Origin of the sequence: Streptomyces sp. NPDC017991 (assembly GCF_044328075.1) — a bacterium.
In the GTDB taxonomy this organism is placed as follows: domain Bacteria; phylum Actinomycetota; class Actinomycetes; order Streptomycetales; family Streptomycetaceae; genus Streptomyces.
In genome coordinates this window covers 309,629-324,224 of record NZ_JBIRGP010000006.1, presented here as the reverse complement: position 1 = coordinate 324,224, position 14,596 = coordinate 309,629, and the positions used below count along the sequence as shown (strand labels likewise).

The following is a 14,596-nucleotide window of genomic DNA, read 5'->3' as shown; positions in this document are numbered from 1 at the left end:
GCTGCGCCCCCTCGCCCCCGTTGTCCTCAAACGCCGGACGGGCTGGTAGTTAGCCCCTCCGGCGTTTGAGGAGCGGGGGTTCGGGGGCAGCGCCCCCGAGTAAGTGACGGGAAGGGTAGGGGCGGCGGGGGCGAAGGAGGGCTGTCAGGTCAGGAAGTCGTGGGCTATGCGTTCCGCGAGTTCCTCCAGGATGGGGCCCGCTTCCGCGATGCACCGGCCCACGTCGGGCTCGACATCCGTCAGCGGATACACCCGCCGGATCCCGGCCCGCCCCAACGCCTCGGGCGCGAGAGCCAGCCGCCCGCACACGGCGATGACCTCCTTGCCGGCAGCCCGCGCCGCCGCCGCGACCCCGGCGGGAGCCTTCCCGTGGAGGGTCTGCTCGTCCAGCGACCCCTCCCCCGTGATGACGAGCGTCGCCCGTTCCAGCGCGGGGCCGAACCCCAGCACGTCGAGCATGACGTCGATGCCGGGACGGAAACTCGCGCCGAGACCCACCAGGGCCCCGTACCCGATGCCGCCCGCGGCCCCCGCACCGGGCGCGACGGCATACTCCGCGGCCTTGCTCCCGATCGACTTCTCCAGGATCGCGGCGAAGTGGGAGAGCCCCGCGTCGAGCACCGCCACATCGTCCGGGGAGGCGCCCTTCTGGGGCCCGTACACCGCCGCCGCGCCCTTCGGCCCGGTCAGCGGATTGTCCACGTCGCTCGCGAGGACCACGTCGACCGTGGCGAGCCGGGGGTCGAGAGCGGTCAGGTCCGCCGTGGCGAGTTCCCCGAGGGAACCGCCCCCGGGCGGCACGGGCCCACCGGCCTCGTCTACGAACCGGGCCCCGAGCGCGGCCAGCATCCCGGCCCCGCCGTCGGTGGTCGCGCTGCCGCCGACGCCGAAGACGATCGTCCGTGCCCCGGCGTCGAGCGCCGCCCTCAGCAGTTCCCCGGACCCGTACGTGGAGGCCGTGAGCGGCGCGAAGGTCCCGGCGGGCAGCCGCTGCAGCCCACTGGCCTCGGCCATCTCCACGACCGCTGTCCCGTCCCGCAGGGCGAACGCGGCGGTGACCTCGTCACCGAGCGGCCCGGCGACCCGGACCTCGTGCCGCTCGAACCCCGCGGCGACCGCCGCGGCGACGGTGCCGTCGCCGCCGTCGGCCACCGGGAGCGACTCGACCTCGACCTGGGGCGCGATCCGGTGCAGCCCCGCGGTGACCCGCTCGGCCACCTGCACGGCCGTGAGCGAGCCCTTGAACTTGTCCGCGGCGATGAGTACACGCTGGATCTGGCTACCGGTCCGGTTCACTGCGGCGTCCGCCACCTTGGTTCCCCTTGCTCCTCGGGCCTTGCACATGTCAAGGCAGTCGCGCCGCTGTGACCCTAACCGCAGGAGGGGGCCGCTGCCCAGGGCGGTTCTCAGGACCCGGACAGCGGTCGGACAGGCTCGGACGGGCTTCGCGGAACGGCGGCGGGTCAGCCGGCGTCGGTTCCGCGCGAGTCGTAGAGCTGGTGCGTCAGGGTTCCCTTGTGCCCGAACGGGATGCTGATGTGCTCCAGCACATCCTCCAGCAGATCGAGGTCCCCGGTCCGCACACCGACGTCCCCGGTGGTGACCAGAGGCTCGGCGGGAGCGGCCTGGGCGACGGCGGCACCGGTGCCGGACAGGACGGCGGCGACCGCGACGGCACCGGCCGCGAGGACCGTCGTACGACTCAACGAATTCATGGGACTCCAGACGCGCAATACGAATAAAACCTGACGACCTTCTCATGTGGTGCGGTGCCGTACGTATGCAGAACGGGTGAGACCGAGCGGAATTCGACAGACCGGGTGTAAGCCCCTTGCGGGTTGACGATCTTGCGGGGTCCGCGGCCGATCTCGCTACGCTGGCCCGATGACCACCCCTGACTACGCCACGTACATCGCGGGCCTGCCCCGCGTGCTCGTCGGCGCCGCCGCTCTCTTCCGTGATGCCGAGGGCCGTGTGCTGCTCGTCGAGCCCAACTACCGCGAGGGCTGGGCGTTGCCGGGCGGGACGGTCGAGTCGGATGCCGGGGAGACCCCGAGGCAGGGGGCCCACCGGGAGACCCTGGAGGAGATCGGCCTGGACCTGGAGATCGGCAGGCTGCTCGCGGTGGACTGGGTGCCCGGTACGGAGCGGCCCCCGATCGTGGCGTACCTGTACGACGGTGGAGTCCTGACGGAGGAGCAGTTCAAGTCGATCCGCCTCCAGGAGTCGGAGCTGCTGTCCTGGCGGCTGGTCCCGCGCGAGGAGCTCACCGAGCACATGTCGGGCTCCCTGGGCCGCCGTGTGATCGCCGCACTCGACGTACTCACGGAGGGAGCGGGAACGGCGGAGCTGGAGAACGGCGACCGGGTCGGCTGACGCGCCCCGGCCTCCGCACACCCGGTATCCGTATATCCGGTCGCCCCGTACGGTCGGCCGCCCTACGCTCGCCCCATGAGCAAGCCTCTTGTCGCCGTCCTCACCGGTGCGGGCGTGTCCACCGATTCCGGAATCCCCGACTACCGCGGTCCGAACGGCCTCTGGCACAAGGATCCCGAGGCCGAGAAGCTCGTGACGTACGAGTACTACATGGGCGACCCGGAGATCCGTCGGCGGTCGTGGCGGATGCGGCGGGAAAGCGGCGCGCTGGGGGCGGAGCCGAACGCCGCGCACCGGGCGGTGGCCGAGCTGGAGCGGGCCGGGGTGCCGGTCCGGGTGATCACGCAGAACGTCGACGGACTGCACCAGCTCGCCGGGATGCCCGCACGCAAGGTCCTCGAACTGCACGGCAGCGCACACGCGGTCGCCTGTACGAAGTGTCACGCGCGCGGGCCGATGGAGGACGCCCTCGCCCGGGTCGAGGCCGGGGAGGCGGATCCGCCGTGCCTGGAGTGCGGCGGAATACTCAAGTCGGCGACCGTCATGTTCGGCGAGCGGCTCGACCCCGTGGTGCTCGGTGAAGCGGTCGCGATCACCAAGGCGTGCCAGGTGTTCGTCGCCGCCGGCAGCAGTCTGCAGGTCCAGCCGGCGGCGGGGCTCGCCGGAGTCGCCGCCGACCACGGGGCCCGCCTCGTCATCGTCAACGCCGAGCCGACCCCGTACGACGACCGGGCCGACGAGGTGATCCGCGAGCCGATCGGCACGAGCCTGCCCGCGCTGCTGCGGACTCTGGGCGGCTGAGCGGCTGAGCGGCTGAGCGGCTGAGCGGCGCGGGATCCGCCGTAGCGGCTCAGAAGAGTGCCGCGGCCCGCTCTCGTCGTTCACCCCGCTCGAAGTCCAGCAGTCGCCGCTTGCGTTCCAGGCCGCCGCCGTAGCCCGTGAGGCTGCCGTCCGCGCCCACCACGCGATGGCAGGGCACGATGATCCCCAGCGGATTCCTGCCGTTGGCGAGGCCCACCGACCGCGACGCGTTCGGGTTGCCGAGGGCGTCCGCAAGTTGACCGTACGTACGGGTCTCGCCGTACGGGATCCTGCGGAGCTCGGACCAGACGGAACGCTGGAACGGGGTTCCGTGGAGGTGCAGTGGGACGGAGAAGTCCTTCAACTCGCCCGCGAAATAGGCCCGTAGCTCCTCGGCCGCCTCGGCGAAGGGTGTGTCGTCCGGGTCGCCGAAGCTCTCCTCGGGCGGGCGGTGGCGCTGGTCGGTCATGTAGAGCCCGCAGAGGACGCCGTCGGTGGCGACCAGCGTCAGCGGGCCGTAAGGGCTGTCGATGACGGTGTGCTGCTTCATGTCCTGCTCCACCTGTTGCTTCACTGCGCGTCCTTTTGTGTGTGAACTGCCTGTTCAGGGAGGAAGTTGATCGGGTGCGTGCCCGTCGCCCACAGGTACTGGACGGCGTACGCGCGCCAGGGCCGCCAGTCCGCGGCCCGTGCCGTCAGAGCGGCGGGGGTGGACGGCAGGCCCAAGTCCCGTGCGGCGTAACGGATTCCGAGGTCGGTCACCGGGAAGGCGTCGGGGTCGCCGAGGGCGCGCATGGCGATGACCTCCACGGTCCAGGGCCCGAACCCGGGCAGGGCGAGCAGACGGGCCCTGGTCTCCGTCCAGTCGCCCTCGACGCCCAGGTTGAGGGTGCCGTCGGCGAGTTGGCCGACGAGCGTGGTGAGGGTCGTCCGGCGGGTGGCCGGCATGGCGAGGGCCTCGGGGTCGAGTGCCGCCAGGGCCTCGACGGACGGGAAGAGGTGAGTGAGGCCGCCCTCGGGATCGTCGACCGTTTCACCGTGGGCCACGACCAGGCGTCCCGCGTGCGTGCGGGCGGCGGCCGTGGACACCTGCTGCCCCAGCACGGCCCGTACGGCGAACTCGGCCTCGTCGACCGTACGGGGCACACGGCGGCCCGGCGCCTTGTCGACGAGCGGCGCCAGCACCGGATCCGTACGCAACTGGTCGTCGACCGCGACCGGGTCGGCGTCCAGGTCGAGCATGCGGCGGCAGCGGCTGATGGCGACGGTCAGGTCGCGCAGGTCGCTGAGGGTGAGCCGGCAGCCGATGTGGTCGGGCTTCGGAGTGAGCGCGACGACACCGCGGCCGTACGGCAGACGCAGGGTGCGCCGGTACGCGCCGTCGCGCCACTCCTCCACGCCGGGTACGGCGGTGGCGGCGAGGTGGCCGAAGAGGTTGTCGGGGTTGAGCGGGGCCCGGAAGGGGAGCCGGAGCGCCAACACCCCTGGTGTACCGGTCGAGTTGGCGCGGTCGGTGCGGTTCTTGGGCGCCCTGGTGCGCAGCTCGCTCGGGGCGAGGGCGAAGACCTCACGGACCGTGTCGTTGAAGGTGCGGACGGAGGAGAAGCCCGCCGCGAAGGCGATCTCGGCCATCGGGAGCGGTGTCGTCTCGATGAGCAGGCGGGCGGTCTGGGCACGCTGGGCGCGGGCCAGGGCGAGCGGGCCCGCGCCCAGTTCGGCGAGGAGCTGGCGTTCGATCTGCCGGGTGCTGTATCCGAGGCGGGTGGCGAGCCCCGGCACGCCCTCGCGGTCCACGATCCCGTCGCCGATCAGCCGCATCGCTCGGGCCACGAGGTCCGCGCGCTCGTTCCACTCGGGCGAGCCGGGGCTCGTGTCGGGGCGGCAGCGCTTGCATGCCCGGAATCCGGCCTGCTGGCAGGCTGCGGCGCTCGGGTAGAACGTCATGTTCTCCGCCTTCGGAGGCACGACGGGGCAGCTGGGTCGGCAGTAGATCCGCGTGGTCAGGACGGCGGTGAAGAACCAGCCGTCGAAGCGGGCGTCCTTCGACTGGACGGCGCGCACACAGCGCTCGGTCTCGGCGTGCATCCCGTTCTGCATGCCCCCAGCATCGCCCTCGGTCAGGGCGATGGCTGGCGGGAATGCGACATCTGCCTCAGCCCGGCCCCCTCCCCCGGGACCCCGGGCTCACTCGTGCGCCGTGGGCCGCCGGGAGGCCTCCGTCGCCCTGTCGACGTCGGTCAGCGGGCGCAGCCGGTAGGTGTAGGAGTAGTCCCGGTCGGCGAACAGCTTGTACTCGTCGTGGGTGTGCGCGCCCCAGCTGTTGTCGCCGCCCACACCCATCTGCCGGTGGTTGACACGCAGGACGACCTCGTCCCGAGGGGTCAGCTGGTAGTCGTGGCGCGTGCCCACCGACAGGTCCTCGGGGGTGAGGTGCGAGGCGTTGACCTCGATGAGCGGTTCCCCCGAGACGAGCAGCCCGGTGCCGTCGCGGCCGGTGAGGGCCGCCCAGCGGACGTCGGTCCTGTTCCCGTTCTCCTGCGGGCGGATGTAGGGCGTCCACTGCCCGGAGACGGTCCCGGAGTACAGCCCCACGTCGGTGCCGTCGTTGCGGTCCCAGTGGTTCTCCTCGGGGCCGCGGCCGTAGTAATGCAGGTGCTCCAGGCGGCCCGGGAGGAACAGCAGGGTGCCGACCTCCGGGATGTAGGGCAGGCCGGCCGCGCCCGGGTGGAGGGTGTTGTCGACCTTGATCTCACCGTTGCCGAAGACCGTGTAGGTGGCGGTGTACGTCGACACGGTGGTGGTGGGCAGGGTCCCGCTGACCTTGATCCGGACGGCCCGGTCGCGCAGGGAGTCCACGCTCACGTCCGTCACCTTCCGCAGGGTCCCGGCGTCGCGCCAGGTCTGGTTGCGGACGTGCTGGCCGTTGCCCCGGTCGTTGTCGGTCGGTGCCCGCCAGAAGTTCGGCACGGGCCCGGAGGTGAGGAGCCGGGCGCCACGGGCCTCGTACGAGGTGATGACTCCGGTCCTCTTGTCGACGGTCACGGAGAAGCCGTCGCCCCGGACCGTGACGGACCGCGGACCGTCCTGGTGGCGCAGCGCGGGCACCCGGGTCAGTGGCACGGGCCGCACGGCGGGGCTGTCGGCGTCGATCGGCAGTTGCTGCGCGGCCACCTCGAAGCCGGCCCCGGCCCACTTGGTGCGCTCCTTGGTGGTGAAGGACAGCCGCAGGAAGTACTCCGTGCCGGGCGCCGGGTCCGCCGGCAGCCTGACGGGCACCGTGACGTCCTTGCTGCTGAGCGGGGGCACGTCCAGCTGGGCACGGCTCAGCTTGCCGCGCCGCACGGTCCGGCCGTCGGCGACGAGCACCCAACTGCCGTCCAGGTCACGGAGGTTGGTGAACAGGTACTCGTTGGTGAGAGTGACGGCGACCCCGGCTCCGGCGGCTCCCGGGATGAGGGCCTTCCCGGCCGACGCCGGTGCGGCGTCGATCGCCTGGTAGATCCGCTTGACCTCCGCGGCCTTGCCGGTGTGTCCGCGGTCGGCGGTGACGATGCCGTCCGCGACGAAGGCCCCGTCGTTCGGGTGGTCGTCCCAGTCGCCGCCGTACGCGAAGAAGCTGCGGTGCTCAGGGCGGCTCCCGGGTCGTTTCTCCGTCACCTTCACGGTGGCCGCGTCGAACCAGAACCGCACTCCTTCGTCGCCGGGGCCGCGTCCGTCCGAGGCGAGTTCGGCCGCGGACAGCGCGCGGGCGTAGACGCGCGCCCGCCGGATCGTGCCGCTGAACTCGCGGGTGGGGTTGTCGACGTCCGTGGCGAGCGAGAGCGGCGCGGTGTTGACGGCGGGTCGCCGGGTGGTGGTCCGGGTGGCCCTGACCGCGCCGTCGACGTGCAGGGTCAGGGTGCCCGCCGCCGCGTCGAAGACGCCCGCAATGTGGTGTTCCCTGCCGGTCCAGTCGTCCGGGAGGGCCCAGGTGGCGGCGATCCACTGGCCGTCGCCGAAGAGGAAGAACTCCAGGTTCTCGCTCGTCTGCTTGAGGGCGTACTGGGTGTCGCCCTTGGCGATGAGCGGCTGGTGGTAGCCGGTCACGTGCGGGGTGACCCATGCCTCCAGCGTCAGGGAGCCGGTGATGTCGAGTCCGGGGTCGCGGGCGAAGACGGTGCTGCCGGACAGGCCCCTGGTCCGGTCGAAGGCCGCGCCGGCGGCCTGGATCTCGCCGCGCACCGCGCCCGGCCCGGTTTCCGTCAGGAGTGTGCGCGTGGGGACCGGCGTGGTCAGGGACTGGTCGACGAAGTCCCAGATCCAGCCGCCCTGCAGCACGTCGTGGCGGCGGACGATGTCCCAGTACTTCTTGAGGTTGCCGGTCGAGTTCCCCATCGAGTGCGCGTACTCGATCATGACGTACGGGCGGGTGTCGGAGGTGTCCTTCGCCCGGGCCTCGACGCGCGCGGGGCTGTCGTACATCTCCGAGCGGATGTCACTGATCGCGGGCCGGTCGTCGCCCTCGTACTGGATGACGCGGGTCGGGTCGTACGAGCGGATCCAGTCGTGCATGGCGACGAAGGTGCTGCCGCCGCCGGCCTCGTTGCCGAGCGACCAGATGACGACGGAGGCGTGGTTCTTGTCGCGGTGGACCATGTTCCGCGCGCGGGCCACACACGCCCTGCTCCAGTCGGGGTGGTCGCCCGGGTACTCGTCGCGGATGCCGTGGGTCTCCAGGTTGGTCTCGTCCACCAGGTACAGGCCGTACTCGTCGGCCAGCTCGTACCAGTGCGTGTTGTTGGGGTAGTGCGAGGTGCGGACGGTGTTGATGTTGGTCCGCTTGATGATCTCGATGTCCCGGACCATGTCCGCGCGGGTCAGCGCGGTGCCGCGGTCGGGGTGCATCTCGTGCCGGTTGGTGCCCCGCAGGGAGACGGGCCGGCCGTTGACGCGCATCAGCCCGTCCTTCAGCGCGAACTCGCGCAGACCGACCCGGTGCGAGAGCGTCTCGACGACCTTGCCCGCCGGATCGCGCAGCCGCAGCACGGCCGTGTAGAGGTACGGGTCCTCGGCCGACCACAGCTTCGGCGCGGGCACGGCTCTGGCGGCCTGTACGGTCACGTCCTCGCCGGCCGGGGCGGAGCCGAGGTCCACCGCCTGCTGCAGCGGGCGCTGCCAGACGGCGTGGCCGCGCGCGTCGTGAAGCTGGGTCTCGACGGAGTACGAGCCCGCGCCGGCCTCGCTTCCCGCACGGTCTCCGTAGTCGCGCACGCTCGCGGTCACCGACAGCTCGGCGGCCCGGTGGCCGTCGCTCAGCGGGGTGTCCAGCTTGAAGTCGCGCAGGTGCACGGCCGGGGTGGAGTAGAGGTGGACCGAGCGGAAGATGCCGCTCAGCCGGATCATGTCCTGGTCCTCCAGCCAGTCGCCGTCGGAGTAGCGGTACACCTCCACCGCGATCTGGTTGGTGCCGGGCTTCAGGTGCGGGGTGATGTCGTACTCGGCGGGGGTGTAGGAGTCCTCGTGGTAGCCGACCAGTTCTCCGTTGATCCACACGTAGTGGGCGGACTTGACGCCTTCGAAGTGCAGGAACGTCCGCCGCCCCGACCATCCCCCGGGGACGGTGAAGGTACGTCTGTACTGGCCCACGGGGTTGTAGCGGGTGGGGGCGGCCGGCGGCTGCGGCTCCTCGCCCAGACCGTTGGGTCCCCAGTAGGGATACGTGATGTTGATGTAGATCGGGAAGTCGTAGCCGTGCACCTGCCAGACGGAGGGGACGGGGATCGTGTCCCAGGAACCGTCGTCGACGTCGGTGCGGTGGAAGTCGGGGTCCCGGTCGTCGGGACGGTCGGCGTAGGCGAACTTCCATTTCCCGTCGAGGCTCATCCGGTACGGCGAGCGGGTGCGGTCGCCGTCCAGCGCCTGTGCCACGTCCGCGTACGGGGTGAGGGTGGTGTGCGGCGGCTCGGTCCCGACCTGGAAGACGTCGATGGCGCCGTTCCACTCCGGGGTACCGTCCGCCGCCGCGGCGGGCAGGCCGGCCGCGTGGACCGTGGAGACGGACGAGGGCAGGGCGAGCGCGCCGAGGACGACGGCCCCTCCCTCAAGAAGTCGACGGCGGCTGACGGGAGTCGTGTGCGGAGGCAGGTGCGGGCGCGGGTGCGGCATGGCTGGGCCTTCCTCGGTACGACAGTGGGGTGCGCGAACTGAGGGGCGTGATGCGACCACCGGGCACAAAGGCACTGGGTGAGCCACAGAAACCCTAGAACCCGAACACAACACCGGCAATGACCCTGTCGAACTCTGTGTGTTCCTGAGGACTGTGCCGCAGGGCGCCCGGGACGAGGAGTGGCCGCCCTCGGTGGGTGGCCGCCTTGAGAGGTGCCCGGCGGGGCTCCCGCGGCCCGGTCAGCCGACCCGCGCCGCGAACGCCTCGTACGCAGGCTCGTCGAAGAGGACGAATCTGACCTCGGTCACCGACGTCTCCGTGTCCCGCACGGTCCCGACGGCGAGGCGGGCGGCGTCCGCCATCGGCCAGCCGTAGATGCCCGCGGAGATGGCTGGGAACGCGACGGTCCGCGCGCCCAGCTCGTCGGCGACCCGCAGGGATTCCCGGTAGCAGGAGACCAGCAGCTCGGACCGGTCCTCGCTGCGGCTGAAGACCGGCCCGACGGTGTGGATCACCCACCGCGCGTCCAGCCGGCCGGCGGTGGTGGCGACGGCCTGCCCCGTGCGCAGACCCTTGCCGTAGTGCGAGGCGCGCAGCTTGCGGCACTCGGCGAGGATCTCGGGGCCACCGCGCCGGTGGATGGCGCCGTCCACGCCTCCGCCGCCCAGCAGGGAGGAGTTCGCCGCGTTCACGATGGCGTCCACGCTCTGCCGGGTGATGTCGCCCCGGACGAGTTCGATGGTGGTCCTGGTGGTCATGTCCGGCGCAGCCTCTTCCATACGGCCTTCGCCGCGTTGTGCCCCGACATGCCGTGCACGCCGGGACCCGGCGGGGTCGCCGAGGAGCAGATGAACACCGCCGGGTGCGGGGTGCTGTACGGGTACGCCGACAGCCTGGGGCGGAGCAGCAGCTGCAGGCCGGATGCCGCGCCGCAGCCGATGTCGCCGCCCACGTAGTTGGCGTTGCGGGCGGCGAGTTCGGGCGGTCCCGCCGTCGCACGGGCGAGGACCCGGTCGCGGAAACCGGGCGCGAACCGCTCCAGCTGGCGCTCGATCGTATCGGTGAGGTCTCCGGTCCAGCCGCTCGGAACATGCGCGTAGGCCCAGAACACGTGCTTGCCGGCCGGTGCCCGGGACGGATCGACGACACTCGGCTGCACGGTGATCAGGAACGGCGCGTCGGGGGCGCGCCCCTCCCGGGAGGCCGCGCGCAGGGCGGTCCCGATCTCCTTGCGGTCCGCGCCGACCTGCACCGTGCCGGCCGTGCGGGCCTCCTTCGCCGTCCACGGCACCGGTCCGTCGAGCGCGTAGTCGACCTTGAAGACGCCCGCCCCGTACCGGTACCGCTCGTAGTAGCGCCCGAAGCCCGCGATCCGGCTCAGCGCGGTGGGCGAGGTGTCGAAGACGTACGCGCGCGCCGGCGGCAGGTCGTCGAGGCGCTTCACCTCGTAGTCGGTGTGGACGGCGCCGCCCAGGTCCTTGAGATACGCCGTGAGCGCGTCGGAGATCGACTGGGAGCCGCCACGGGCGACGGGCCAGCCCCTGGCGTGCGCGGCCAGTGCGAAGACGAGGCCGACGGCGCCGGTGGCGGGACCGCCCAGCGGTGACATGACATGGGCGACGAGCCCCGCGAACAGCGCCTTGGCCCGCTCGTCGCGGAACCTGCGCATCAGCCAGGTCGAGGGCGGCAGTCCGACCAGGCCGAAGCGGGCGAGGGTGACCGGGTCCCGGGGCAGCGCGCTGAGCGGCAGGGACATGAAGTCCTGTACGAGCGTGTCCCATCGGTGGGTGAAGGGCTCCACGAGCCTGCGGTACGTGCCCGCGTCCCGCGGTCCGAACGAGGCGGCCGTCTCGGCCACCGACCGCGACAGCACGGCCGCCGTGCCGTCCAGGAAGGGGTGCGCCATGGGCAGTCCGGGCTGCAGCCACTCCAGCCCGTACCGCCCGAGGGGCATCGCGCGGAAAGCGGGTGAGTTGACACCGAGGGGGTGCGCGGCCGAGCACGGGTCGTGCCGGAATCCGGGCAGGGTCAGCTCCTCGGTGCGGGCGCCTCCCCCGACGGTGTCGCGCGCCTCGAAGACGGCCACGGAGAAGCCGCGGCGGGCCAGCTCCACGGCAGCCGTCAGTCCGTTCGGCCCCGCACCCACCACGACGGCATCGAGCATCGACGGCACCTTCGGACTCCTTTGTCAGCCGATGGCCACTGACGGTCAGGATATGCCGGGCCTCCGACAGCACCCGTCCCAGCCCCTCGCCGGCTCCTCACCCGGCCCTGACAGGCCCCGTCCGGCCCTGCTCAGGCACCGCCCGACAGCAGGTCAAGCACCCGGTGGGCCGTGGCCGCGTCCCGCGCCGCGGTGAACGGAAGCGTGTTGCCGCCGGTGATGCGGAACGGCTCCCCCGCGAGGGTCAGATGCGCGCCGCCCGCCTCCTCGACGAGCAGTAGGCCCGCCGCGTGGTCCCAGGCGGCCTCCCAGCTGAACGCGACGGCGTCCAACTCGCCGCGGGCGACGGCCAGGTACTCCAGGCCGGCGGAGCCGCAGGGGCGCGGGCTCACCCCCTGCGTGCGCAGGCCGAGCAGCGCCCGCTTCTGGTCGTCCGTCGTGTAGTCCGGGTGGGACGTGGCGACTTCGAGCTCACGGCCGGGGTCCGGCGCGCCCGCCAGGAGGCGTTCGCCGTCGAGCAGGGCGCCCCGGCCCCGTACGGCCACGGCGAGTTGGTCGCGGACCGGGGCGTACGTCCAGGACGCCAGCACGACGCCGCGCCGGGCGAGCGCGACCAGCGTGCAGAAGCCGGGGTCGCCGTGGACGAACTGGCGGGTGCCGTCGACCGGGTCGACGATCCAGACGGGCGCCTCGCCCTGCAGCGCCTCGTACGTCGCCGGATTGGCGTGGACCGCTTCCTCACCGACCACGACCGAGCCGGGCAGCAGCTTGCCGAGCACCCCGGTGAGGTACTCCTCGGCCTTGCGGTCGGCGTCCGTGACCAGGTCGTGCGGGCCGCTCTTCTCGTCTATCTCGTGTGCCGCGAGCTGCCGGAAGCGCGGCATGATCTCGGTGGCGGCCGCCTCGCGGACGGCCCGTTCGACGTCGGCGGTGCGGTGTGCGAGAAACTCGTCGATGGTTTCCATGTGTTCGATCATGCCTCCATGAGAGCACGCGCCACTGACAATCCCCACCCGGTGGGTGTATCACGGGTGGAATCGGCATGAACAACGAGGGCTCCGAGGTCAGCACGGGCCTCATCCGAGGTCAGCACGGGCCTCAGCGGCCGACCGCGTATCCCTGCATCCCTCGCGGGTTCGCCGCGGCCGACAGGATCCCGGTCCGCGGATCCCTGGCGACCGCGCACAGCCGCCCCTCGGACCAGGCGTCGCCGACCTGGACGTCGTGGCCCCGGCGGCGCAGGCCGGCGACGACCTCGGGGTCCGTGCGGGACTCGACCGTCACGCTGCCCGGCCGCATGCCGCGCGGGTAAAAGGAGCCGGGGAAGCTGTCGTTGTGCCAGTTGGGGGCGTCGATCGCGCCCTGGAGGTCCGGGCCGCCGCGTACCTCCGCCCGCAGGGCGACGGCCAGGAAGAAGTGCAGTTGCCACTGGTCCTGCTGGTCGCCGCCGGGTGTACCGAAGGCCAGGACGGGGATCCCGTCCCGCAGCGCGAGCGACGGGGTGAGTGTCGTGCGCGGGCGGCGGCCCGGGGTCAGGGAGTTGGGCAGCCCCTCGTCCAGCCAGGCCATCTGGAGCCGGGTGCCGAGCGGGAAGCCCAGCTCCGGCACGACCGGGTTGGACTGCAGCCAGCCGCCGCTGGGTGTGGCCGCGACCATGTTGCCCCAGCGGTCGACGATGTCGAGGTGGCAGGTGTCGCCCCGGGTGCCACCGTCCGCCGAGACGTCCGGCTCGCCGGGCACGGGAGACGTCGGCGGCTTGGCCACGGTCGGCTCGCCCGCCCCTTCAGCCTCTCGCGCCACGGTCGGCTCGCCCGCACCCGGAGCAGCGAGCGCGTCGAAGCCGTCCTCTCCCGAGGCTCCCGAGGCTCCCGAGGCCACCGCGCGCGCGTGCCCGCTGAGCAGCGGAGCCCGGCCGCCGGGGCTCCCCGGCCGCAGCTCGTACGAGGCCTTCTCCCCGACCAGCGCCCGCCGCCCGGCGTTGTACCGGGGCGACAACAGCTCCGACAGCAGCTCCGCCGCGGGCACCTCGCCCGCGTCTCCGTACCAGGCCTCCCGGTCGGCCATCGCGAGCTTGCAGCCCTCGATCAGCAGGTGCGTGTACTCGGCGGAGCCGTACCGGGGCAGCTCGGGCGGCAGCAGGGCCAGCTGCTGGAGGAGTACCGGGCCCTGGCTCCAGGGCCCCGCCTTGCACAGGGTCCAGCCCCGCCAGTCGTAGGTGGCCGGAGCTTCGTAGGACGCGGACCAGGAGGCCAGGTCGGCCGCGGTGAGCGTGCCGGAGTGACGCTCGCCGCTGGTGTCCCGCGTGGGCCGGCCGGCCTGTCGTACGAGCGCCTCGGCGATGAAGCCCTCGCGCCAGATCCGCCGCGCGGCCTCGATCTGCGCGACCCGGCGGTCGCCCTCCCCGGCCCCCTTGTTCCGGGCCTCGCCCGCTGCGGCGGACTCCGTGACGAGCCGTGTCCAGGTCGCGGCCAGCGCGGGGTTGCGGAACAACTCGCCGGGACGCGGGGGTTCGCCGCCCGGCAGGTACACCTCGGCGGACGACGTCCACTCGGTCTCGAAGAGCTCCCGTACGGTCTCCACGGTCTGGCCGACGCGCTCCACGGGCGCGTGCCCGTCCCGCGCGTACCCGATGGCGTACTTCAGGACGTCCGCCAGGGACTTCGTGCCGTGGTCGCGCAGCAGCAGCATCCACGCGTCGAAGGCGCCGGGCACGGCGGCCGCGAGGGGTCCGGTGCCGGGGACGAGATCCAGACCGAGTCCCCGGTAGTGGGCGATGGTGGCCCCGGCCGGTGCCACGCCCTGGCCGCACAGGACCCGTACCTCGCCGCCCGCCGGGGCGAGGATGATCGGCACCTCACCGGCGGGCCCGTTGAGATGCGGCTCCACGACGTGCAGCATGAAACCCGCGGCGACGGCGGCGTCGTACGCGTTGCCGCCGTCCTCCAGCACGGCCATCGCCGACTGCGAGGCGAGCCAGTGCGTGGAGGACACCATTCCGAAGGTGCCCTGGAGCGTGGGCCGGGTCGTGAACACGGGGAACTCCTCACTGCGGGACGGACGTGCGGACTGCGGGACGGACATGCACTGCAGGACAGGTTCCGGACTGCGGG

At 72.4% G+C, this 14,596-nt stretch carries 11 protein-coding genes; 2 read left to right on the top strand and 9 right to left on the bottom strand.

The window, feature by feature from the left end; all coding sequences use genetic code 11:
- Positions 1–144: 144 nt before the first annotated feature.
- Positions 145–1,311, bottom strand: a complete 1,167-nt coding sequence (locus ACH4DZ_RS20245; protein WP_398288562.1) for a glycerate kinase — start codon at positions 1,309–1,311, stop codon at positions 145–147.
- A gap of 152 nt (positions 1,312–1,463) precedes the next feature.
- A complete protein-coding gene (locus tag ACH4DZ_RS20240) occupies positions 1,464–1,715 on the bottom strand; it encodes a hypothetical protein (protein WP_398288561.1) in 252 nt (83 codons plus the stop codon).
- Positions 1,716–1,884: 169 nt separating this feature from the next.
- Between ACH4DZ_RS20240 and ACH4DZ_RS20235 the strand changes: the two genes are divergently transcribed.
- On the top strand, positions 1,885–2,376 hold the full coding sequence (locus ACH4DZ_RS20235) for an NUDIX domain-containing protein (protein ID WP_398288560.1): 492 nt from the start codon (positions 1,885–1,887) through the stop codon (positions 2,374–2,376).
- A gap of 75 nt (positions 2,377–2,451) precedes the next feature.
- The gene (locus ACH4DZ_RS20230; protein ID WP_398288559.1) at positions 2,452–3,177 is read left to right on the top strand and encodes an SIR2 family NAD-dependent protein deacylase; all 726 of its coding nucleotides are present in this window, start codon (positions 2,452–2,454) and stop codon (positions 3,175–3,177) included.
- Positions 3,178–3,226: 49 nt separating this feature from the next.
- Here ACH4DZ_RS20230 and ACH4DZ_RS20225 read toward each other — a convergent pair whose 3' ends face one another.
- From ACH4DZ_RS20225 to ACH4DZ_RS20195, 7 genes are all read right to left on the bottom strand, one after another.
- Positions 3,227–3,727, bottom strand: a complete 501-nt coding sequence (locus ACH4DZ_RS20225) for a methylated-DNA--[protein]-cysteine S-methyltransferase (protein WP_398288753.1) — start codon at positions 3,725–3,727, stop codon at positions 3,227–3,229.
- Between the two features lie 20 nt (positions 3,728–3,747).
- Positions 3,748–5,262: an AlkA N-terminal domain-containing protein gene (locus ACH4DZ_RS20220; protein WP_398288751.1), complete on the bottom strand. Its 1,515-nt coding sequence runs from the start codon at positions 5,260–5,262 to the stop codon at positions 3,748–3,750.
- A gap of 99 nt (positions 5,263–5,361) precedes the next feature.
- Positions 5,362–9,321 carry a glycoside hydrolase family 2 TIM barrel-domain containing protein gene (locus tag ACH4DZ_RS20215; RefSeq protein WP_398288558.1) on the bottom strand — a complete coding sequence of 1,320 codons (3,960 nt, stop codon included), beginning with the start codon at positions 9,319–9,321 and terminating at the stop codon, positions 5,362–5,364.
- 240 nt (positions 9,322–9,561) lie between these two features.
- On the bottom strand, positions 9,562–10,080 hold the full coding sequence (locus tag ACH4DZ_RS20210; RefSeq protein WP_398288557.1) for an O-acetyl-ADP-ribose deacetylase: 519 nt from the start codon (positions 10,078–10,080) through the stop codon (positions 9,562–9,564).
- Positions 10,077–11,486 (bottom strand): phytoene desaturase family protein, encoded by a 1,410-nt coding sequence (locus tag ACH4DZ_RS20205; RefSeq protein WP_398288750.1) that lies wholly within the window; start codon positions 11,484–11,486, stop codon positions 10,077–10,079. Before ACH4DZ_RS20205 ends, ACH4DZ_RS20210 begins: the two co-directional genes overlap by 4 nt.
- A gap of 131 nt (positions 11,487–11,617) precedes the next feature.
- Positions 11,618–12,463 (bottom strand): inositol monophosphatase family protein, encoded by an 846-nt coding sequence (locus ACH4DZ_RS20200; protein ID WP_398288556.1) that lies wholly within the window; start codon positions 12,461–12,463, stop codon positions 11,618–11,620.
- Positions 12,464–12,584: 121 nt separating this feature from the next.
- On the bottom strand, positions 12,585–14,567 hold the full coding sequence (locus ACH4DZ_RS20195; protein WP_398288555.1) for a gamma-glutamyltransferase family protein: 1,983 nt from the start codon (positions 14,565–14,567) through the stop codon (positions 12,585–12,587).
- Between the last annotated feature and the right edge of the window lie 29 nt (positions 14,568–14,596).